This window comes from Streptomyces katrae (assembly GCF_000717655.1).
GTDB lineage: Bacteria > Actinomycetota > Actinomycetes > Streptomycetales > Streptomycetaceae > Streptomyces > Streptomyces katrae_B.
In genome coordinates this window covers 21,499-42,008 of sequence record NZ_JNZY01000019.1, presented here as the reverse complement: position 1 = coordinate 42,008, position 20,510 = coordinate 21,499, and the positions used below count along the sequence as shown (strand labels likewise).

The 20,510-nt window shown below is 72.7% G+C and carries 18 protein-coding genes and 1 pseudogene; 9 read left to right on the top strand and 10 right to left on the bottom strand.

All coding sequences use genetic code 11. The features are described 5' to 3' along the window. Nucleotides 1-55 precede the first annotated feature (55 nt). Nucleotides 56-718 (top strand): pyridoxamine 5'-phosphate oxidase, encoded by a 663-nt coding sequence (gene pdxH, locus IF09_RS0122895; protein ID WP_234321112.1) that lies wholly within the window; start codon nucleotides 56-58, stop codon nucleotides 716-718. Nucleotides 719-1,074: 356 nt separating this feature from the next. Continuing rightward, on the top strand, nucleotides 1,075-2,409 hold the full coding sequence (locus tag IF09_RS0122890) for a PAS domain-containing protein (protein ID WP_037635727.1): 1,335 nt from the start codon (nucleotides 1,075-1,077) through the stop codon (nucleotides 2,407-2,409). Between the two features lie 10 nt (nucleotides 2,410-2,419). On the opposite strand, the gene IF09_RS0122885 is transcribed toward IF09_RS0122890, so the two are convergent. After that, on the bottom strand, nucleotides 2,420-3,175 hold the full coding sequence (locus tag IF09_RS0122885) for an SIS domain-containing protein (RefSeq protein ID WP_030298595.1): 756 nt from the start codon (nucleotides 3,173-3,175) through the stop codon (nucleotides 2,420-2,422). 190 nt (nucleotides 3,176-3,365) lie between these two features. Here IF09_RS0122885 and IF09_RS0122880 point away from each other — a divergent pair, with 190 nt between their 5' ends. After that, the gene (locus IF09_RS0122880; RefSeq protein ID WP_030156851.1) at nucleotides 3,366-4,058 is read left to right on the top strand and encodes a metal-dependent transcriptional regulator; all 693 of its coding nucleotides are present in this window, start codon (nucleotides 3,366-3,368) and stop codon (nucleotides 4,056-4,058) included. Nucleotides 4,059-4,359: 301 nt separating this feature from the next. Beyond that, on the top strand, nucleotides 4,360-5,229 hold the full coding sequence (locus IF09_RS0122875; RefSeq protein ID WP_030298593.1) for an alpha/beta fold hydrolase: 870 nt from the start codon (nucleotides 4,360-4,362) through the stop codon (nucleotides 5,227-5,229). Between the two features lie 279 nt (nucleotides 5,230-5,508). On the opposite strand, the gene IF09_RS0122870 is transcribed toward IF09_RS0122875, so the two are convergent. The 3 genes from IF09_RS0122870 to IF09_RS0122860 all read right to left on the bottom strand — a co-directional run bounded on the left by IF09_RS0122870 (nucleotide 5,509) and on the right by IF09_RS0122860 (nucleotide 8,836). Continuing rightward, nucleotides 5,509-7,167 carry a hypothetical protein gene (locus tag IF09_RS0122870; RefSeq protein ID WP_030298591.1) on the bottom strand — a complete coding sequence of 553 codons (1,659 nt, stop codon included), beginning with the start codon at nucleotides 7,165-7,167 and terminating at the stop codon, nucleotides 5,509-5,511. Next, on the bottom strand, nucleotides 7,164-8,006 hold the full coding sequence (locus IF09_RS0122865; RefSeq protein WP_030298590.1) for an ABC transporter ATP-binding protein: 843 nt from the start codon (nucleotides 8,004-8,006) through the stop codon (nucleotides 7,164-7,166). The genes IF09_RS0122870 and IF09_RS0122865 overlap by 4 nt, the downstream gene beginning before the upstream one ends. Nucleotides 8,007-8,155: 149 nt before the next feature. Continuing rightward, complete coding sequence (locus IF09_RS0122860) at nucleotides 8,156-8,836, bottom strand: bifunctional DNA primase/polymerase (protein WP_030298588.1); 681 nt, start codon at nucleotides 8,834-8,836, stop codon at nucleotides 8,156-8,158. A gap of 220 nt (nucleotides 8,837-9,056) precedes the next feature. On the opposite strand from IF09_RS0122860, the gene IF09_RS0122855 reads away from it, so the two are divergent. Next, nucleotides 9,057-10,436, top strand: a complete 1,380-nt coding sequence (locus IF09_RS0122855) for a hypothetical protein (RefSeq protein WP_030298587.1) — start codon at nucleotides 9,057-9,059, stop codon at nucleotides 10,434-10,436. Nucleotides 10,437-10,541: 105 nt separating this feature from the next. Further along, nucleotides 10,542-11,882: a hypothetical protein gene (locus IF09_RS0122850; RefSeq protein ID WP_063607410.1), complete on the top strand. Its 1,341-nt coding sequence runs from the start codon at nucleotides 10,542-10,544 to the stop codon at nucleotides 11,880-11,882. Between the two features lie 29 nt (nucleotides 11,883-11,911). Here the strand turns inward: IF09_RS0122850 and IF09_RS0122845 are convergent, their stop codons facing one another. Beyond that, on the bottom strand, nucleotides 11,912-13,186 hold the full coding sequence (locus IF09_RS0122845; RefSeq protein ID WP_030298583.1) for an ABC transporter substrate-binding protein: 1,275 nt from the start codon (nucleotides 13,184-13,186) through the stop codon (nucleotides 11,912-11,914). A 196-nt stretch (nucleotides 13,187-13,382) separates the two neighbouring features. Between IF09_RS0122845 and IF09_RS0122840 the strand changes: the two genes are divergently transcribed. After that, nucleotides 13,383-13,829, top strand: a complete 447-nt coding sequence (locus tag IF09_RS0122840; protein ID WP_030298582.1) for an SCO4402 family protein — start codon at nucleotides 13,383-13,385, stop codon at nucleotides 13,827-13,829. A gap of 14 nt (nucleotides 13,830-13,843) precedes the next feature. Next, entirely contained in the window at nucleotides 13,844-14,719 is an 876-nt protein-coding gene (gene purU / locus IF09_RS0122835) for a formyltetrahydrofolate deformylase (protein WP_030298580.1), read from the top strand. Nucleotides 14,720-14,784: 65 nt separating this feature from the next. Here the strand turns inward: purU and IF09_RS40480 are convergent. Together IF09_RS40480 and IF09_RS0122825 are read right to left on the bottom strand one after the other, a co-directional pair. Continuing rightward, nucleotides 14,785-16,042: pseudogene (locus IF09_RS40480) on the bottom strand (zf-HC2 domain-containing protein). Further along, nucleotides 16,039-16,617, bottom strand: coding sequence for a sigma-70 family RNA polymerase sigma factor (locus IF09_RS0122825; RefSeq protein WP_030298579.1), 579 nt, complete (start codon nucleotides 16,615-16,617; stop codon nucleotides 16,039-16,041). The pseudogene IF09_RS40480 and the gene IF09_RS0122825 overlap by 4 nt, the downstream one beginning before the upstream one ends. Before the next feature lie 302 nt (nucleotides 16,618-16,919). Between IF09_RS0122825 and IF09_RS0122820 the strand changes: the two genes are divergently transcribed. Then, nucleotides 16,920-17,438 (top strand): EF-hand domain-containing protein, encoded by a 519-nt coding sequence (locus IF09_RS0122820; RefSeq protein ID WP_030298573.1) that lies wholly within the window; start codon nucleotides 16,920-16,922, stop codon nucleotides 17,436-17,438. 54 nt (nucleotides 17,439-17,492) lie between these two features. On the opposite strand, the gene IF09_RS47130 is transcribed toward IF09_RS0122820, so the two are convergent. From IF09_RS47130 to IF09_RS0122810, 3 genes are all read right to left on the bottom strand, one after another. Beyond that, nucleotides 17,493-18,155 (bottom strand): acyltransferase family protein, encoded by a 663-nt coding sequence (locus tag IF09_RS47130; protein WP_051832747.1) that lies wholly within the window; start codon nucleotides 18,153-18,155, stop codon nucleotides 17,493-17,495. A 45-nt stretch (nucleotides 18,156-18,200) separates the two neighbouring features. Further along, entirely contained in the window at nucleotides 18,201-18,764 is a 564-nt protein-coding gene (locus IF09_RS47125; RefSeq protein ID WP_051832746.1) for an acyltransferase family protein, read from the bottom strand. Between the two features lie 157 nt (nucleotides 18,765-18,921). Next, complete coding sequence (locus IF09_RS0122810; RefSeq protein WP_030298571.1) at nucleotides 18,922-20,487, bottom strand: class I adenylate-forming enzyme family protein; 1,566 nt, start codon at nucleotides 20,485-20,487, stop codon at nucleotides 18,922-18,924. Between the last annotated feature and the right edge of the window lie 23 nt (nucleotides 20,488-20,510).

The following is a 20,510-nucleotide window of genomic DNA, read 5'->3' as shown; positions in this document are numbered from 1 at the left end:
ATGGCAGGCGGAAGCGTGACATACGGCACACTGCCGCAAGCACTCCTGCGGCAGGATGGCTCGCGTGACCGACCAGGACATTGACCCCGCCACGATGCGCAAGCAGTACCGCTCGGAGATCGTCCAGGAGGACAGCCTCGCCGAGGACCCCATGCGCCAGTTCGCCGAGTGGTTCCAGCAGGCCGCCGACTCGCACCTCTTCGAACCGAACGCGATGGTCGTCTCGACGGCGACCCCCGACGGCCGCCCCAGCTCCCGCACGGTGCTGCTGAAGCAGTTCGACGAGCGGGGCTTCGCCTTCTACACCAACTACGGCTCGCGCAAGGGCCGCGAGATCGACGCGAACCCGCACGTCGCGCTGCTCTTCCCCTGGCACCCCATCGCACGCCAGGTCATCGTCACCGGCACGGCCTCGCGGGTCGGCCGCGACGAGACGGCGGCGTACTTCCGCTCCCGCCCGCACGGCTCCCAGCTGGGCGCCTGGGCCAGCGAACAGTCCCGGGTGATCGGCTCCCGCGCCGAGCTCGACCGCCGCTACGCGGAACTCGCGGAGCGCTACCCCGAGGGCGAGCAGGTCCCCGTCCCGCCCGAGTGGGGCGGCATCCGGATCGTCCCCGACGCGATGGAGTTCTGGCAGGGCCACGAGAACCGGCTCCACGACCGCCTGCGCTACGTCCTCGAGGACGGCAAGTGGCGCCTGGAACGGCTCTGCCCCTAGAACGCAGACGACCCGCGGGCTCGGGTTTCTCGCCTGCAAAGGCGAGAAGCCGGCCGGACGTACCGGCGAGCCCGCGGGTCGGGTGACTGCTTGGGATTGGCGCCTGGCGTACCCGCCGGGCACCGCACTGGGTGCGTGCGACGACGGGCCCTTAGCCCGCAGCCACCTCACGCGTCCGGTTTCCGTACATTTCGGGAACCACCTCCCTTCTCGTGTACGGCAGAGCCTAGAACCGCTTTCCGAGGTCATCAAGTGATTTATTTCGGGGCGATTCAGGGAATGCGGTGTGGGCTGCGTCACGTTCCAGTTGAATGATCTGACGTGCCGCACACGCGAACACCTGCAGGGGGTACCAGGTGAGTGCTTCCGGACGGAGTGAGACCACCGACGATCTGCTCGCAGCGCTGCTGGACGGGATGGACGCGGCCTTGTGCGCGTTCGACTCCGACGGCGTGATCACGCACTGGAACCGGGAGGCCGAGCGGATCCTCGGCTGGACCGCCGCCGAGGCGGTCGGGCGCAAGGGGTTCGCCGGATGGGCCGTGCGGGCAGCCGACGCGCAGGACGTCGAGGAGCGGCTCATGGCCGCGCAGGACGTGCCCGGGCGGCAGGTGCACGAGTTCGCGCTGCTGACCAAGGAGGGCGGGCGGGTGCTCGTGCGGACCCAGTCCGCCGGGGTGCCCGGGGCGGACGGGAAGCCCGCCGGGGTGTACTGCGCCTTCAGCGAGGTGCACGCACAGATCGACCTGGAGCGGTCCATCGCGCTCAGTGAGGCGCTGATGGACGACGCCTCGTGGGGTGTCGTCCTCGTCGATGTGGATCTGCGGCCCGCCGTGGTCAACGCGCACGCCGCCCGCGCCTTCGGATCGGGGCGCACCGCGCTGCTCGGCCGGCCGCTGGGGGAGCTGCTGGTCCAGGGCGTCGAGGAGCTGGAGGGGGCGCTGCAGCAGGTGCTCGCCGACGGGTCGCCGTCGGCGCCCGTGGAGCTGTGGGTGTCCGTGCGTACGCCGGAGGGGGTGCGGCGGCGGTGCTGGCGGTCCGGGTTCCTGCGGCTGGGGTCGCCGCTCGCGGAGGAGCCGGTGCCGCTCGGGGTCGGCTGGCTGTTCCAGGACATCACCGAGGCCCGGCAGACGGCGCTGGACACGGCGCAGCTGCGGTTCCGCGCCGGCCAGCTGCACCGCTCGGGCCGGGCGGCCGCCGAGTGCGAGGACCCGGCCGAGGCGGCCGCCGTACGGCTGGACTTCGCCCTGGCCGGCTTCGCGGAGCACGCGCTGCTCGACGTACTGGAGCAGGCGGCCGACCCGGACCGCCAGCGCCTCGTACGGGTGGCGGCCTCGCCGCCGATGCTGCCCGGGGCGGGGGCGAGCCAGGCGCGGTACGAGCCGGGGCATCCGGCGCTGCAGGCGCTGGACCGGATCGGCTCGGTGCGTACGAGCGCCCCGCGCGGGGAGGCGGCCGCGGGCTGGGCGCGGGAGCGACAGTGGCCGCAGGACGCGGCGCACGTGCTGTGCACGGTGCTGCGCAGCCGCGGGCGGACCCTGGGCGCGCTGACGTTCGTACGGGGCGCTTCGCGGGCCGCCTTCGAGCAGGCGGACGCGGCGTACGCGGAGGAGGTGGCGGCCCGGGTCGCGGCCGATCTCGACCTGGCCGCCTGGCCGCGCACCCCCGACGACGGATTGACGCGCTCCTAGGGGGTGTCGCTCAGTGGCGGAAGAAGATCCTGTCGCCGTACTCCTGGAGGACGCGGCCGTTCCATTCGTGGCCGCCGTCGACGTTGCCCGAGCGCAGCAGCGGGGGCTCCATGCCGCGGGCGGCGAGCTCGCCGGCGGCCGCCGCCATCACGGCCTGCATGATCGCGCTGGTCACGACGGTGGAGGCGGGCGCGAAGGGCGCGTCGATGCCGTCAAGGCTCAGTTCGGCGTCGCCGACCGCGATCTTGCTGTCGAGGACGATGTCGCAGTGGTCCTTGAGGAAGGTGCCCGAGACGTGCCGCGACCTGGTCTCCGTCGCGTACGCCACGGAGGTCACGCCGATGACCTTCAGGCCGAGGGCGCGGGCGTTCATGGCCATCTCGACGGGCAGGGCGTTGCGCCCGGAGAGGGAGATGATCACGAGGACGTCGCCGTGGGCGGCCGGGCTGCTGTCGAGGACGGCCCCGGCGAGGCCGTCGACCCGCTCCAGGGCGCTGCCGAGGGTGGCCGGCATGACGTCGATGCCGACGGTGCCGGGGACGGCGAGGAAGTTCACCAGGGCGAGTCCGCCGGCCCGGTAGACCACGTCCTGGGCGGGGAGCGAGGAGTGGCCCGCGCCGAAGACGAAGAGCCGGTTCCCGGCGGCGACGGCGTCGGCGACGGCGGCGCCGGCCTCGGCGATGCGCGCGGCCTCCTCGTCGCGCACGCGCTGCAGGAGCCCGATCGCGGCGTCGAGGAACTGACCGGCCAGCTTGCTCTCGCTCATACGCCGATGGCCCTTCCAGAGGTGGGGTTCGTCCGTGTCCGCCGCTCACCGTGCGGTCTGGACCAAGGGCGTGTCAATACGAACGTCAACGTGTGTCCCGGGCGGGGCTTGGCGTCAGGCACGGGACGGTTGTCCGCGCGATGCGTCAGAATTGGGGGCAGGGCCAGCGCACGATATCCGAGGGGCACGAATGTCCGGACTGATCGATACCACGGAGATGTATCTCCGCACCATCCTCGAGCTGGAAGAGGAAGGCGTGGTCCCCATGCGCGCCCGTATCGCCGAGCGGCTCGACCAGAGCGGCCCGACGGTGAGCCAGACGGTGGCGCGCATGGAGCGGGACGGCCTGGTGGCCGTGGCGAGCGACCGTCACCTGGAGCTGACGGAGGAGGGCAGGCGGCTGGCGACGCGCGTGATGCGCAAGCACCGGCTCGCGGAATGCCTGCTCGTCGACGTCATCGGCCTGGAGTGGGAGCAGGTGCACGCCGAGGCCTGCCGCTGGGAGCACGTGATGAGCGAAGCGGTGGAGCGGCGGGTGCTGGAGCTGCTGCGCCACCCGACGGAGTCGCCGTACGGGAACCCGATCCCGGGGCTGGAGGAGCTGGGGGAGAAGGCCGAGGCGGACCCGTTCCTGGAGGACGGCATGGTCAGCCTGTCGGAGCTGGACCCGGGTGCGGACGGCAAGACGGTGGTCGTGCGCCGGATCGGGGAGCCGATCCAGACGGACGCCCAGCTGATGTACACGCTGCGGCGGGCGGGTGTGCAGCCCGGTTCGGTGGTCAGCGTGACCGAGTCGCCGGGCGGGGTGCTGGTCGGCAGCGGCGGCGAGGCCGCAGAGCTGGACGCGGAGATCGCCTCGCACGTGTTCGTGGCCAAGCGCTGACCGGTGGCCGGGCGCTGACCGTACGCACGCGACGTTCGAGGGTGTGGAAGTGGGCGGTCCCGGCGCCTTGCGGCGCCGGGACCGGTCCTCCCCTTTGTTGACCTGGAGCCCCGAGCTCTCAAGGTCATCCCCTTCGGACCGTCTTCCCCGAGCGGCCCGCCTCCCTGCTGAAAGGATCTCCATCGGCAGCGGCGGCCAATCCTTGAGCAAGGTCACTCAAAAGAGCGGTGTTGGAGCCGAGAACCCCGTTTTCGAATACGGGTTCGATAGTCTGGCCGCGAGCGAAGGGGGTGCATCTGCCGTGGTACAGCGCATCGATGTGACAGGAGCCGACGGTGTGCGCCTGGCCGCCTGGGAGTTCCGGGAATCCGCCGCCACCGCGCCCCCGGACCCCGACGCGCCCCGGGTGCTGTTACTCCACGGTCTGATGGGCCGCGCCTTCCACTGGGCGGGCACCGCCCGCTGGCTCGCCGAGAGCCGCCGTGTCGTGGCCCTCGACCAGCGCGGCCACGGCCAGAGCGACCGCCCCTCCGCCGGCCCGTACACACGCGAGGCCTTCGTGGCCGACGCCGAGGCCGTCATCGAGCAGCTCGGCCCGGGCCCCGTGACCCTGATCGGCCACTCCATGGGCGCCCTCACCGGCTGGCAGCTGGCCGCCCGCCGCCCCGACCTGGTCGAGGCCCTGGTCATCTGCGACATGCGCGCCTCCGCCCTCGGCGAGGCCTCCCAGCAGGAGTGGGAGGAGTGGTTCCACCGCTGGCCCCTCCCCTTCCCCACCCAGGACGCCGCCCGCCGCTGGTTCGGCGAGGACGACCCCCGGGTGGAACGCCCCGACCCCGGCCGCGGCGCCTTCTTCGCCGAGGTGATGCACCAGGCGCCGGACGGCTGGCGCCCCCTGTTCTCCCGCCGCCAGATGCTCCGGGCCCGCGAGACCTGGGTCCATGACGCGCACTGGGAGGAACTGGCCCAGGTCCGCTGCCCGACCCTCGTCGTCCGGGGCCTGGACGGTGAACTCGGCCGCGCGGAGGCCCAGGAGATGGTCCGCGTCCTGCCCGCCGGCCAGTACGCCGAGATCCCCGACGCGGGTCACTACCTCCACTACGACCACCCGACGGCCTGGCGCGCCGCCCTGGAACCCTTCCTGGACCAGGTCAGGGCCGCCGCGCCCTGACGGCGGCGAGGTGAGGCGCTTCAGCAGGCTGTCGGCGGGCTGTTCAGGTGCTCTCAGGGGGGCGGGTCATGTTCCTGAGCATTCCGCTCGTGCGCAGCCGCTACGGAGGGCGCGCCCAGGCCGCCGTCCAGACAGAGCCGGCCCGGCAGGGCGTACCGGGAGCCCGCTGGGCGAGACCCGCCGCACCCCCGGCCGCGGGGCCGCACCCGGTACCGAAACCACCAGCCCTCCCCGGAGAGCCGTGACTCTCCCGGGAGGGCGGTTCCGTTCCGGCGGCGCTCAGCCCTTGCTGACCGCCAGGAGGATCTCCGGCAGCTTCCGGGCCACCGTCGGCGCCGCCAGGCGCAGGCCCGCCCAAGTGGCCAGCGTGCCCCAGGCTGCCCCCAGCGGCAGCAGGATCCAGGTGAGCGACGGGTGGTCCGCCACGCTGAGGTAGATGGCCAGGACGATCACCGGCGAGCAGATCACCGCCGACGCGAGCATGCCGCCGAAGATGCCCGCCCAGGCGAGCCCGGCCTGCCCCGGAGCGACGTTCTTGAAGGCGCCGTCCGTCGGGATCGAGTACGGGAACCGGGCCGAGGCCAGTGCGCCCGTGCACAGCATCGAGCCCAGCAGGGCCAGTCCCACCCCGAGCGCCGCCGGGAAACCGCCCCAGTTGTGGACCAGCGCCGCCGTGACGGCCGTGACCGCGACCGTGTAGGGGACGGTGACCAGGGCCAGGGCGTAGGCGCGGGCGCGCAGCTCCGCGAAGGCCTCCCGAGGGGTCGAGATGGTCTGCGCGACCATCCAGAACGCCGAGGTGTCCTGCCCGAACTGGTTGTACATCTGGATCCCGAGCATGCCCGCCCCGAAGCAGGCCAGGTACACCGAACCCGTGCCCTGGAGGGCGTTGAAGACCGGGATGATCAGGCCGACCGCCAGCGCCGTCACCCACGCCGACTTCGTCTTCGGGTCACGGACCACGTACCGCAGCGTGCGCTGCATGACGGCGCCGGTCCGACCGCCCGGCAGGAACGACCAGACCCCGGCGCCGTCCGCGGAGTCGCGCTTCGCCGACGGCTGCGAGGCCGCGATCGTCGAGCCGTCCGGGGTGACCATCAGCGTCGTCAGGCTCCGCTCCCAGAACCGCAGGAGCAGCACCAGCGCCAGGACGGTCACGGCCAGCTGGCCCGCCGCCACGCCGTACGAGCCCTTGCTCGCCGAGTCCACCATGCCGACGGCCGTCGCGGGCGGCAGCCACCGCACCACGGCCTCGACCGGCTCCAGCTGGGCCAGGCCGCCCGACTGGAACAGGCGCTGGCTCGCGAAGTTGGCCAGCTGCGCGCCCACCGCGATCAGCAGCCCGCTGAGCAGCGCGAGGTCACGCCCCTTGCGGCTGGTCAGCAGCCGGACGTTGGCCGTGGCCACCGCGCGGGCGAGCGTGACGCAGCCCAGCACCAGCAGCGGTACGGCCGGTACGGCGGCCACGATGCCCGCCGCGCCCCGCGCAACGGCCACCACCGAGCCCACCGCCAGGCAGACCGTGAACAACGGGCCGATGCCGACCAGCGAGGAGGCCAGCAGGGCCCGTACGAGCGGCCGCGGCCGCAGCGGCAGCATGACCAGCCGGCTCGGGTCGAGCGTCTCGTCCCCGCTGGGGAAGAACAGCGGCATGAACGTCCAGCCCAGCGCCAGGACCGCGGCGAGCAGGACGACGACCGTGCCCGCGTGCGCGTTCCCGTGCAGTACGGCCAGGCCGAGCATCGCGAAGCAGGCCACGACCAGCGCGAGCGCCAGCGAGCTGAAATAGGCGGCCTTGCGCTTCGAGGAGCCCTTGAGCCCGTTGCGGATCAGCGACAGCTTGAGGCGGACGAAGACCGAGGTCAGGTCGACGGCCCCGGCCACGGCCGGTGCCGTGGCCGTGGCGGCCGCCGGAGCGGAGGCGGATGCGGCGCTCATCGGGCCGCCTGCCCGCCGAGCCAGTCCAGCGAGTCGCCCGCGTCGCGGCCGCCCGCGCCGACCAGCTCCAGGAACGCGGCCTGCAGCGACGGCGCGTCACCGCGTACGTCGGCCAGCGGGCCCGCGGCGCGGATCCGGCCGGCGGCCATGACGGCGACCCAGTCGCACAGCGACTCGACCAGCTCCATGACGTGGGAGGAGAAGACGACCGTGGCGCCGGACGAGGTGTACCGCTCCAGCACCCCGCGGATGGTCTGCGCCGACACCGGGTCGACGCCCTCGAACGGCTCGTCCAGGAACAGCACTTCGGGGTTGTGCAGCAGGGCGGCCGCCAGGCCGATCTTCTTCCGCATGCCCGTCGAGTAGTCCACGACCAGCTTGTGCTGCGAGCCCGCGAGGTCCAGGACGTCCAGCAGCTGCGTGGCCCGCTTGTCGGTCTCCTCGCCCGGCAGCCCGCGCAGCCGGCCCATGTAGCCGAGCAGTTCGCGCCCCGAGAGCCGCTCGAACAGCCGCAGCCCCTCCGGCAGCACGCCGATCCGCGACTTCACCTCGACCGGGTCGCTCCACACGTCGTGCCCGGCGACGAACACCCGCCCCATGTCGGGGCGCAGCAGCCCGGTCACCATCGACAGCGTCGTCGTCTTGCCCGCGCCGTTCGGCCCGACCAGGCCTATGAACTGCCCCGCGGGCAGCTCGAGGTCGACCCCCGCGACCGCGACCTGTTCGCCGAAGCGCTTCCACAGGCCCTCTACCCGTACCGCCGCCCGTCCGGCGGACGGCGCGGTTCGCGCGCCGTCCGGTCCGTACGTCCCACCCGTCGCATCTGCCTGGTCCGGCATGCGCCTGCCTCTCGCTGTGTTCCCCGTGGTCCTGCGTTCTTCACGATAGGAGGGCGGGGTGAGGCGGGGCAGTTACTTATGTCATGAGTTTCCGTACAGGAATGTCCCTGTACTGACCTGCGGTCTTCCGGAGATCTCCGGGGCGCAGGTCAGGGGCTGCGGCGGTCCCGGTCCGCCGCGGCCTCGCGACCGCAGGCGTACGCCAGCGCGGCGATCAGCTCCTCCGTGTCCGGCAGCCAGCGGTTCGCCGGGGTGGGCCGGCGCGCCCACTGGACCGAGCCCCGGCCGCCGAAGCGGGTGGGCGGGGCGGCCACGTACTCGCCCTCGCCCCGCGCGACGAGATCGATCGAGGCCGGCGACCAGCCGAGCTTGCGCACCAGGTCCGGCACCTTCGCCCCGGCGCCCGGCAGCACGAAGAACAGCATCCGGTGGTCGGGCGTGAGGGCGACCGGTCCCAGGGTGCGCTCCATCCGCTCGAGGCGCGCCAGCGCCAGGAACCCGGCGGAGTCCGGCACGTCCAGCGCGTCGAACGTCCGGCCCGTCGGCAGCAGGATCGAGGCCTCGGGGCGCTTCGCCCAGATCCGCCGCACCTGGACCGCGCTGCCCGTGGCCAGGGCCGCCCAGTCCTTCACCGTGGCGTGCGCGCCCGGCGCCGGGCAGTCCTGCGCCCCGCAGGAGCAGAACTCCCTCCCGTCCGCGGACTCCAGCCAGGTGCCGGCGAAGACGTCCCAGTGCCGTTCTTCCGCGTACCGCACGGCATGGTCCAGCAGCTGCTCGCCGCGCTGCTTGGGGATGGGTGCGGTCTCCGTGACTCCGATGGTCTCTTCCACGCCCATCACAACTCCCGGCGTCACCCGGGGTTACGGGCGTAAACCGGCCGGTGGGCGGAGCATCGATCCTGCATACGGGGCGCACTGGAGCACGAGTGGGGGCGCGTAGGAGGTCGGGGCGCCGGAGTTGGGTAGCGACACGACGCAGAGCGGATGATTCTCCGCAACTCAGGCGGGAAGTGATCATTCCAACGATCACCCGCGGCTACTGGGGGTTTTCATGGCAGCCAGGCCTCTCGTCGCGCGCCAGCCGAATGAACGGCTACAGGCGCTCATCCAGGAAGCCGGGTGCTCGAACGCCGGGCTCGCCCGGCGCGTCAACATGTGCGGGGCCGAACACGGCCTCGATCTCCGCTACGACAAGACCTCCGTGGCCCGGTGGCTGCGCGGCCAGCAGCCGCGCGGCCGGGCGCCGGGCATCATCGCCGAGGCGCTGGGGCGCAAACTCGGCCGGACCGTCACGATCGACGAGATCGGCATGGCCAACGGCAAGAACCTCGCCTCCGGCATCGGCCTGCAGTTCTCCCCGACCGTCATCGGCGCCATCGAGCAGGTCAGTGAACTGTGGCGGAGCGACGTCGGCCGCCGCGACTTCCTGTCCGGGTCGAGCGTGGCCGCCTCGGCGCTCGTCGAGCCGAGCCGCGACTGGCTGATCACCGGCGCCGACGCGCAGGTGGCGCGCAGTGGAGGCTCGCGCGTCGGGATGCCGGACGTGGAGGCCGTACGGGCGACCACCGAGGCCCTCAAGGACCTCGACCACCGCTTCGGCAGCGGCCATGTCCGGCCCGTCGTCGTGCACTACCTCAACTCCGTGGTCTCCGGGCTGATCGGCGGCTCCTACCGGGAGCCGGTCGGGCGGGCGCTGTTCGCGGCCGTGGCCCGGCTGACGGAGCTGGCCGGCTACATGGCGGTGGACACCGGGCAGCCGGGCCTGGCGCAGCGCTACTACATCCAGGCGCTGCGGCTGGCGCAGGCGGCCGGGGACCGGGCGTACGGGGGCTACGTGCTCGCGGCGTCCATGAGCCACCTCGCGGCGGAACTGGGCAACCCGCGGGAGATCGCGCAGCTCGCGCGAGCCGCGCAGGAGGGGACCCGCGGGCAGGTCACGCCGCGGGTGGAGGCGATGTTCTACGCCGCCGAGGCGCGCGGGCACGCGCTGCTGGGCGACACCCGGGCGACGGCGGTGCTGTCCTCGCGGGCCGTGACGGCGCTGGAGCGGGCGGAGCCGGAGTCGGGCGACGACCCGGTCTGGATCCGGCACTTCGACGCGGCGTACCTCGCGGACGAGCTGGCGCACTGCCACCGGGACCTGGGCCAGGCGGACGCGGCGGCCCGGCAGGCTGAGGAGGCGCTGCGGGGCCTCCCGGCGGGCAAGGCGCGGCGCCGGGCGATCGGGCTGCTGCTGCTGGCGTCGGCGCAGGTGCAGCAGCGTGAGGTGGAGCAGGCCTGCCAGACCGCCGCGAAGGCGGCGGACCTGCTGTCGGGGCTCCGCTCGAACCGGGGCGCGGAGTACCTGGACGACTTCCGCACCCGCCTCGCCCCGTACCGCGACGAGCCGGCGGCCCGCGAGTTCACGGCCCGCCTGGAGGTGGTGGCGTAGCCGGCCCGGCGGCGGTGGGGCGGGTGGGCCTGCCGTGAGCGGGGGGTGACCGGGTAGCGTGAGCCGACGATTCGGAATACCGGCGTAGTCGGCGAAGGAGTCCCGGTGACGGAGAGCGGACAGGGCGGCGGCCGGCAGGCGGCCCCGCAGGCCGGTGCACCGTGGGGCCCCGACCCGGCGTACCCGCAGCAGCAGCCGCAGGGCCCGGGGCAGCCCGCGTACGGCTACCCGCCGGCGCAGCAGCCGGGCGGGCCTGCCTACGGCTACCCGCCCGTGTCGGGGGAGCCGGCGCCCGGGCATGTGGTGGGGCCCGGTTACGAGGGTCCCGGGGACCCGCACGGGTACGGCTACCCGCCGCTGCCCGAGGCGGTCACGCAGTACATCCCGTCGGTTCCGGCCGGGCCCGCGCCCGACGAAGGCGCCACCCAGTACATCCCGCCGGTTCCGGCCGGGCCCGCGGCCGACGAAGGCGCCACGCAGTACATCCCGCCGGTCCCGTCTGCCTCCGCGCACGGTGAGGCGGCGACGCAGTACATCCCGCCGGTTCCGGCCGGGCCGGCGCACGCCGAGGCCGCGACCCAGTACATCCCGCCCGTCACCGACGGGTTCGACGCGCTGTTCCGCGGGGACGGCGCCGACGCCGGGCACACCCAGCATCTGCCGCCGGTACAGGAGCCGGTGCTGCGGCAGCCGCCGCCGCGGGGCTATCCGCCGCGCGGCCAGCGGCCCGTACCGCCCCAGGCGCAGGCCCATCCCCAGCAGTTCCAGCAGCACCCGCAGTACGCGCCGCCCCCGCCCCCGCCGGAGGCGCCCCGGCGGGTGCCCGCCGGCGTGATCGCCGCCGTCGTCATCGGCCTGGCCGTCGTCGGGCTCGGCGTCGGCGCGCTGCTCAGCGACGACAAGGCGCAGAACAACGACCCCGCAGCGGCAGCCGCGACCCCGAGCGCCGGAAGCTCGGCAGCGTCCGCCGGCGAGGCGCCCGTGGACCCGGCCCGGGCGCAGGCCGTCCAGCTGGACAAGCTCCTCGCGGACAGCAACGACAGCCGGGCCGCCGTCATCCGGTCCGTCGACGACATCAAGGGCTGCCGCAACCTCGGCCAGGCGGCGACCGACCTGCGCGACGCCGCCCGCCAGCGCGAGGAGCTCGTCACCCGTCTCCAGGACCTGAAGCTGGACCAGCTCCCCGACAACACCAGGCTGGCCGCCTCGCTCACCAAGGCCTGGCAGTCCTCCGCAGCCGCCGACAAGAGCTACGCGGCCTGGGCGGACGACGCCGCCGGCGACAAGAAGGGCTGCAAGGACGGGAAGGCCAAGAACAGCGACAACAGCTCCGACGGCGACAAAGCGAGCGGCGAGGCGACGAAGGCGAAGGAGTCGGCCGCGACCCTGTGGAACACGATCGCGGCCAAGTACGGTCTCACCAAGCGGGACAAGTCCCAGCTCTAGACGGAGGCCAGGAAGGAGGAGCGGAGCGCCTATGCCGCGCGGGGCGCCTGCTCCAGGGTCTGGGTCATGTCCATCGACTGCTCGCCCTGCTGGGCGACGAGCCGGCCCGCCTGGACGACCTGGAAGTTGACCCGCCCGTTCACCATGCGCGGGAAGCCGGCGACGGCGCGCATGTCCTTGTAGCGCCAGCTCAGGTCCGGGGTCAGCCCGCCGGTCTTCACCGGCTCCGACTGGTTCAGCGCGCGGGCCACCTTGCGCGCCGTGACGGCCTCGCCGGACTTGAACCGCTTTATGGTCTCGCTGAGCACGGTGTACGCGATCCAGGTGGTCTGCGTCCCGCTGTCATCCGCGTCCACGGTGTCGTTGCCGAACGCGTGCTCGGAGATCACGTTCCGCATCTGTTCCCACAGCGGATCGGTCGACACCGGGTACCAGCTGGTGAGGTACGCGCCCTCGAAGGGGCTCTCCTTGCCGCCGGTGCGGTCGACCACGGCCTGGCTGACACTGCCCAGCACCGAGGAGATCTGCGGGTTCTTGTGCTTGTCGTCGACGCGGCGGAAGGCGTCGAAGAACGTCTCCGTGCGCTCGCCGAGGACGGCCGTGACGCAGCCCTTGTCCTTGCCGCCGGAGGAGTCGGCGAGCGCCTCGCGGGCCTGCGGCGTGTAGTCCGCGGAGTCCTCGGCGGCCCGGATGTCGTTGGCGTCGGGCATTTTGTTGGCCTTGAGCCCGGCGTTGAGCAGGAGCGGCATGGAGTCGCCCGCGAGGGTGTCCGGGCGGACGACGGCGACCTGGCTGCAGGCCCGGCCCAGCTGGTGCCCGGCGCCGGCGAGGAGCACGGGCTGGCCGCCGTTGACGGGGTAGGAGAAGGGGCTCTGGAACTCCTCGGAGGAGACCCCGTACCCGCCGATGAAGGGGATGCCCTCGGCCTCCAGCGGGGCCATGAAGGCGCGCCCGTGCTGGCTGTACGAGCCGACGACCGCGACGGCCTTCTCGCTGATGGCCTTGCGGGCGCAGTCGGCGGCGCCGTTCGCGGTGTTCTTCTCGTTGCAGGTCAGTACGCGCAGTTTGTGCCCGTTGATACCGCCCCTGGAGTTGACCCAGGCCTCATAGGCCTTGGCCATTCCGGGCATTCCGGGCATGTTGGTCGCCTGCGTGCCCTCCGGTGCGAAGGTCATGACCGTGATGGTGTCCCCGGAGCCCCCCGGGCCTCCGGGGAGTATCCCGCAACCGGCGGCGAGGCACGCGCCCATCGCCGTTGCCACCAGAGTGCGGGAGAGGGATGCCGTGCGTCGCCAATCGGTCATGTCCATGCACCCTTCCGCCTCACGGGTAACTGGAAAGTGAGGGGGACACAACAAAGGGTGACGCGAAGGTGAATTGCAGGGGAGGGGTTGCCCGCAGGCGCTTCAAGATCGCGCCGGCCGTGAACGTACGATCGAAAGCGTGACATTCGCCCAAGGTTCGAAGAACTCTTCCCGCCGCGGCGGCCGCTCCTCCACCATGGGCGGCATGCCCTTGAACGACATGCCGTGGTGGCGCTGGCGCAGCAACGTGCGCTCGGCGCTTCACATGCTCTCCGACCCGGTCTTCCACGAGGAGACCTGGCTCGCCGGCGTCGAGGGGTACGGGGACGTCACCGACGCCGTGTACCGGCTCGTCGAGGACACCTGGCTCGACAGCTGGTCCGCCGAGAAGTACGTCGGCACGATCTTCCGCGACTCCCAGGAGGCCACGCTCGTGGACCTCGCGGTGCTGCGGGTGCTGCGGATCCTGCACCAGGTCGGGCCCGACGCCCCCGTCTCCGCCTACCTCGAGCACCACGCCTGGCCCGAGGCGGTACGCGCCGCGCGCGAGGCGCACGTACGGCTCGCGACCGCGGACGGGGACGAACCGGACGCAGCGCCGCAGTCGCTGGAACTGCTGAGGATCGTGACCCGCGCGGTGTGAAAGGCTGTGGGGTCATGAGCGACGACCCGCAGCCCCAGGCCCCCCAGCAGTACGTACTGACCCTGTCCTGCCCGGACAAGCAGGGCATCGTGCACGCCGTGTCCAGTTACCTGTTCATGACCGGATGCAACATCGAGGACAGCCGTCAGTTCGGCGACCACGACACCGGCCTCTTCTTCATGCGGGTCCACTTCTCGGCCGACGCTCCGGTGACGCTGGACAAGCTGCGGGCCAGCTTCGCCGCCATCGGGGACTCGTTCCGGATGGACTGGGAGCTCCACCGCTCCGACGACCGCATGCGGATCGTGCTGATGGTGTCGAAGTTCGGGCACTGCCTGAACGACCTGCTGTTCCGTACGAGCATCGGCGCGCTGCCGGTCGAGATCGCGGCGGTGGTCTCCAACCACACCGACTTCGCCGAGCTGGTCCGCTCGTACGACGTCCCCTTCCACCACATCCCGGTGACGAAGGACACGAAGGCGGCCGCGGAGGCGCAGCTGCTGGAGCTGGTGCGGGCCGAGAACGTGGAGCTCGTGGTGCTGGCGCGGTACATGCAGGTGCTGTCGGACACCCTGTGCAAGGAGCTGAGCGGGCGGATCATCAACATCCACCACTCGTTCCTGCCGAGCTTCAAGGGCGCGAAGCCGTACCACCAGGCGCATGCGCGCGGTGTGAAGCTGATCGGCGCCACCGCGCACTACGTGACGGCCGACCTGGACGAGGGCCCGATCATCGAGCAGGAGGTCGAGCGGGTGGGCCACGAGGTGACGCCGGACCAGCTGGTGGCGATCGGGCGCGACGTCGAATGCCAGGCGCTGGCGCGGGCCGTGAAGTGGCACAGCGAACACCGCGTACTCCTGAACGGCACCCGCACGGTCGTCTTCGCGTAGCCGGAGCCGGCCCCGCCCGCGCCTCGAACGCCGGCGGGGCCGCGGTGCCCGATCGACGACACCCCCTAGAGGCGGCTCAGGGAGGCCGCCGCGAAGAGGACGTCGCGGATGGCTTCGCGGTCGCCGTGTTGGCCCACCGCGGCCTCCTCCGGGGAGATGTGGCCCGCGGCCAGCTGGCAGAACTCGGCGCCGTCCAGTGCGATCTGCGCCACCGTGTGCTCCGGCGACGGCTTCGCCGCCGGGGAGTCCAGCGCGATGTCCCAGCTGCCGCCGCCCGCGCCCTCGATCTCCAGGTGCAGCGTCCGGCCCGGTGCGCCCGCCGCGACCAGGCGGCGGGCCGGGGCCGCCAGCCCCGCCCGGCGCCGGTGGGCCAGCGCGCTCGGCAGCAGCCGGGCCGCCAGGTCGATCATCCGGTTCAGGTGCGGCCCCGACGGAGGGTCGTACGGGTAGTCCACCGCCTCCGCGATGTCCCACGCATGCACCCAGCATTCGAAGGCCCGCTCCAGGAACGCGTCCCCGAGCGGCAGCGCGAAGGCCCCGTAGTCCACCGACAGCTGCCCCACGCCCCGCCCCGCGAACGACACCGTCCGCACCAGCGTGTGCCCCTGCTCCCGCCACGGCTCGCGGATCTGCCGGGTGAGGGGCTTGCACGGCGGAGTCCCAGTAGTGCTCCGTACGGCCCGTCGCGTCCGACGGCGCCTCCGGGCCCAGCGGATCGTCCAGGCCCAGCGCCGTCGCGACCATCCCGTCCACCGTGAGCAGGTGACCGATCACCCCGGCCACCGTCGTCCGGCGGTACTGGCGCCGCTCCTCCTCGAACCACTTCAGCCGTACCGGGGTCTGCCACTCCGAGTCGCCGAAGTCCCGCAGCAGCGCGTCGAGCCGCGCCGTCTCCGTGTCGTACGGGCTCGCCCACGCCGGGACCGGGATCCGGGCCGGCCGCTTGCCCAGGCAGTCCTCCAGGACGCGCGAGCGCAGCAGCGGCTTGAGGTCGAGGCTCTCCTCCGGGTGCAGCAGGCCCACCGCGTCGCGCAGCCGCAGCGCCTCCTCCGCGCAGGGCGCGCACTCGGTGAGGTGGTCCTCCACCGCCTGGGTCTCCTCGGCGGAGCACGCCGCGAGCGCCCACGCACCGAGCAGGGACTTCAGTACGGCGTGCGACCGCGGCGGCTGGGGCGCAGCCGTCGGCTGCGGCTGGGGCAGCGGCTCCGGTGCGTGCCGGGGGTCGAGGTCGTCGGCGGCCCCGCGCGGACCCGGTATGCGCGGCGGACCGGCGGGGCGCTGCTCGTCGTGTCCGTCGGCGGGCGGGTCGGCGGGGCCGTTCATCGGGGCGTTCCATATCCGGGCGGGCCGTATCCGGGCAGTGCGGCGTCCTCCTGCGGGAGGGCGTTGGCGGTCGACAGCAGCTGCAGCCCGAGGCGCAGCCGGCGCCGGGCCTCGTCCTCGCTGATCTGCAGGTCGGCGGCGGCCTGCCGGTAGTCGCGGCGCTTGAAGTACGCGAGTTCCAGCGCGGCCCGCAGCGGCGCGGGCATGGACGTGACGATGTAGTCCGCGCGGGCGGCGGCGCGGGCGCTGCGGACCTTCTGCTCGAGCTCCTCGCGCGAGCCGCGGCCCAGTTCGGCCTGGCGCAGCCGGGCCACGGCCTGGCCCTGGGTGATCCGGGCGACCCAGGACCGCATGGAGCCCTGCTTGGGGTCGTACGCGTCCGGGTTCTCCCAGATGTAGCCGAACACTTCGCGGGTGATCCGGTCCGCGGCCTTCTCGTCGCCGAGGACCCGGTGCGCCAGGCTGTGCACGAGCGAGGCGAAGCGGTCGTACAGCTCTCCGAGCGCGGCGGCCTCGCCGCGGGCGAGGCGCTGCTGCATGCGGCGGTCCCAGCGCGGTGGTACGTCCTTCGGCATAACTGCCCCCAGCCGTGTGTCGACGCATCGAATGTAATGGCCACGGGCGGCTTCGCGCCCGTTTTGGGGGAACCGGACCCTGGAAGTGTGCCCTGGGTGATAGGCGGGTCGCGGGGTGTGAACCCTGGGGCGGGTCACGGCACATGGGCACAGGTGTACGCGCCCCACCGCGCTTCCCGTGCGCGGGTTCGATGCGGCCACCTCCTTGACGACTTCGCTTAACGGGCAGGCCACGTAGGCCTTACGCTCCTGGCTTGTCTTGAACTGCACCCCACCGCACATGTGAAGGCGGAACGCCGAATATGGACAGCGCAGAATACGAGCGCAAGATCGCCGCCCGATTCGCCACCTTCGACCAGGACGGAAACGGATATATCGACCGGGAGGACTTCAGCGCGGCCGCGAAGGCGGTGCTGGCCGAATTCGGCACGACCGCGCGGTCGGACAAGGGCCAGGCCGTCTTCGCAGGTGCGGAGGCCTTCTGGCAGGGGATGGCCGGGATCGCGGACGTCGACGGGGACCAGCGCGTGACCCGCGAGGAGTTCATCACCGGGGCCGCGAAGCGGCTGCGGGACAACCCCCAGCGGTTCGCGGAGATCGCGCGGCCGTTCCTGCACGCGGTGATCGCGGTGGCGGACGAGGACGGCCGCGGCCCGACCCCGGCGGCGGCGGTCCGCGTCCTGTGCGCCCTGGGCACCCCGCCCGAACTGGCCGGCCAGGTGGCCACGGCCCTGGACGGCGACGGCGACGGCCGCATCGCGGAGGAGGAGATCCTCTCGGCCTTCGCGGGCTACTGCGGCGTCGAAGCCCCGGACGCGTAGCCGGATCCGTGGCAGCGGCCCCGGCGGAACGGGGCCGCGCGCTGCTGGGCCGCGCTACGGGGCCGCCGTGCCCGCGCGGGCCAGGCCCTGGTCCACGGCCGGGGCCGGGGAGCCCACGGCTCCGCCCGCGTGCCCCGGCGCGGCCGGGCGGGTGCGGCCGAGGTCCTTCAGCCGCATGGCCGGGCGCTCGACCAGGTGCCAGGAGAGCACCGCCGCGATCAGCGTGCCGCCCGCGGCCAGCGCGAGGTAGACGCCGAAGCCCCAGCGGGCACCGCCGAGCGCGGCCACCGCCTGCTCCACGACGAAGCCGTAGATGTAGATCCCGTACGAGTAGTCGTGCTTGCTGCCCACCCGCCGGAACGGCTTGGGCAGCCGGATCGCGAGCCACAGCAGCAGATAGGCGAACGCCGGAACTCCGGCGACGTAGAACCAGCCGTAGTGCAGGGTGGCGAGCAGGGTCACCCCGGCGAGCACGCCCAGCGGGTCGCTGACCGGGATCCGCTCCTTGTACACCTCGACGAGCGCCCCGAGGACGAAGGCGAAGCCGAGGTAGAAGACCCAGTTGACGACGAAGCCGCCGACGATCGGCACGGCGGGCATTCCGTCGCGCATCGGAATCTCCGTCGCGTTGGTCAGGGGGTCCGCGAGGGCCTCGCTCAGGACGAACCAGCCCAGGACCGCCGCAACGGCGAGGATGGCGCGCCGTGCGCGGGCCACGCCGCCGGCCCGCGCCCCGGCGAGGACGAGCAGGGCGACGCCGAGTTAGCAGAGGACCTCGTACTCCAGAGACCACAGCGCGCCGTCGAAGCTGCGGTTGTAGGTCAGCCCCTTGTGCAGGGCGCCGTCCAGTACGCCCGAGATGCCCCATTGGTGCACCCGGATGGCGAAGTTGGCCCGGACGTAGTCGAACGGGCTCTCGCCCTGGTTCCAGAAGCCCGTCAGGCCGCCGTGCTGGCGCCAGTACAGGAACGGCGCCACGGCGAAGGCCGTCACCAGCAGGCACACCCACAGGCCCGGCAGCAGTCGCAGTGCCCGGTGCCACAGGAAGCGCCCCACGGGGAGCCGGTTGCCGCTGCGGGTCACGAGGATGCCGGACAGGATGAAGAAGCCGAAGACGGACATCTTGCCCAGGTCGGTCTGCCCGGAGGCGAAGCTGTAGCCGAACTCGCGGGACCCGAATCCGAGGATGCGCGCGTGGGAGACGACGACGGCGGACGCGAGGAGCAGCCGCAGCAACCCCAGGCTGTTGTCCCGTCCGGAGAACAGTTCGGCGACGGTGCCGTGAGACCACCGGACACGGCTCAGGGGGGTATCGCGGACTCGCATGACGCCTCTCGCGAACGGGACCCGGAGGGGCGCTCTGCTTGTGTGAAAAGGACAGATAATTGTGACACGCGGCCCGTGTGCGCGCCGGTGGGCCTTCCGGATTGAGATATCCGCCACTGCCGGGCCGGTTTCCGGACGGCAGCGGTGTCAGGCAGCCCTAGGCGAAGCGTTCGCGGAGTTTGTACTTCAGGACCTTGCGGAGGGCGTCGTTGCGGGGGAGGGCCTCCACCAGTTCCAGTTGTTCGGGGAGTTTGTGGGGGGACAGGCCCTGGGCGCGGAGATGGGCCGTCAGTTGCGGCAGGGTCAGGGGGGCCGCGCCCGCCGGCTGTTCCACCACCGCGCAGACGCGTTCGCCGCGTTCCGGGTCGGGGAGGCCGATCACGGCCACGTCGCCGACCCCCGGGAGCAGGTGCAGGAGGTCCTCGATCTCCTTCGCGGAGATGTTCTCGCCCTTGCGGATGATCACGTCCTTGCTGCGGCCGGTGAGGACGAGGTAGCCGTCCCGCGTCAGGTGGCCGAGGTCGCCGGTGATCAGGTAGCCGTCGGCGTCGAAGGCGTCCGCCGGGGTGTCCCGGTTGAGGTAGCCCCGGCAGACCGCCTCGCCGCGCAGCCGGACCTCGCCGTCGGTGTCCGGGGGCAGGGGCGCGCCGTCCGGCGTCGTGATGCGGATCGACATGCCGGCCGGGGGGCGGCCCTCCGTCGTGGCGAGGTGCTCCGGGGTGTCGTCGGGGGCGCCCATGGTGATCATCGGGACCTCGGTCATGCCGTAGCCGTGGGTCAGCTGGCAGCCCAGTTCGCGGACGACCGCGTGGTAGATCTCCGGCGGCTTCGGGGCGCCGCCGCCCGCGAGCAGGCGCAGGGTGGGGATGAGTTTCGACCCCGGGTCCTTGCGTTGCTCCGTGAGGAACATCGAGTAGAAGGCTGTGGAGCCGCCGGCCACCGTGACCCCGTGGCGCCGGTAGCCGGCCAGCGCGTCCGGCATCGCGAACTTCTCGAAGAGGACGGCGGGGAAGCCGTACAGCAGCAGCATCACCGTGTAGTCGGGGCCCGCGATGTGCGCGAAGGGGAAGGCCATCGAGCCGACGTCGGCCGGGCTCAGGTGCAGGGCGTGGGCCAGGCAGGAGCCGCCCGCGATGAGTGAGCGGTCGGTGTGCAGGACGCCCTTGGGGTCCGAGGTGGTCCCGGAGGTCCAGTAGATCCACCGGACGTCCGTCCCGTTGCCGGGCGGCGGGGGGAGTACGGCCGGATCGCCCGTCGGCAGGGCCTCGTACGCCTCGAAGACGCCGCGCGCGCCGAGCCGCTCGGCCATGGCCGTGTGGTCGAAGCCCCGCCAGACGCCCGGGACGGCGAAGAACTCGGCCTTGGACTCGCGCAGCGCGAAGCCCACCTCGCGGTCCCGGTAGAAGGGGATCACCGGCGTCTGGACGGCGCCGATCCGGGCGAGGGCGAGGGAGAGCAGGACCGTCTCGATCCGGGTGGGCAGCTGCCAGGCGACGACCGTGCCCGGCCGTACGCCCTTCCCGTACAGGCCCGCCGCGACCTGCTCGGCGCGGTCGCGGAGTTCGGCGAAGGTGAGCGTCCGGTCGTCGGCGGGGTCCTCGGCCGCCTCGATCAGCACGGTGGCGCCGGGGCTCAGCCCGGCCCGCCGTACGACCAGCTCCCAGAGGGTGGGGGACTGGCCGAGCCGTATCGCGGTGTCCTTCGTGTCCCTGCTGTCCGGCATCGCAGCCTCCCCTTCGCTGACGG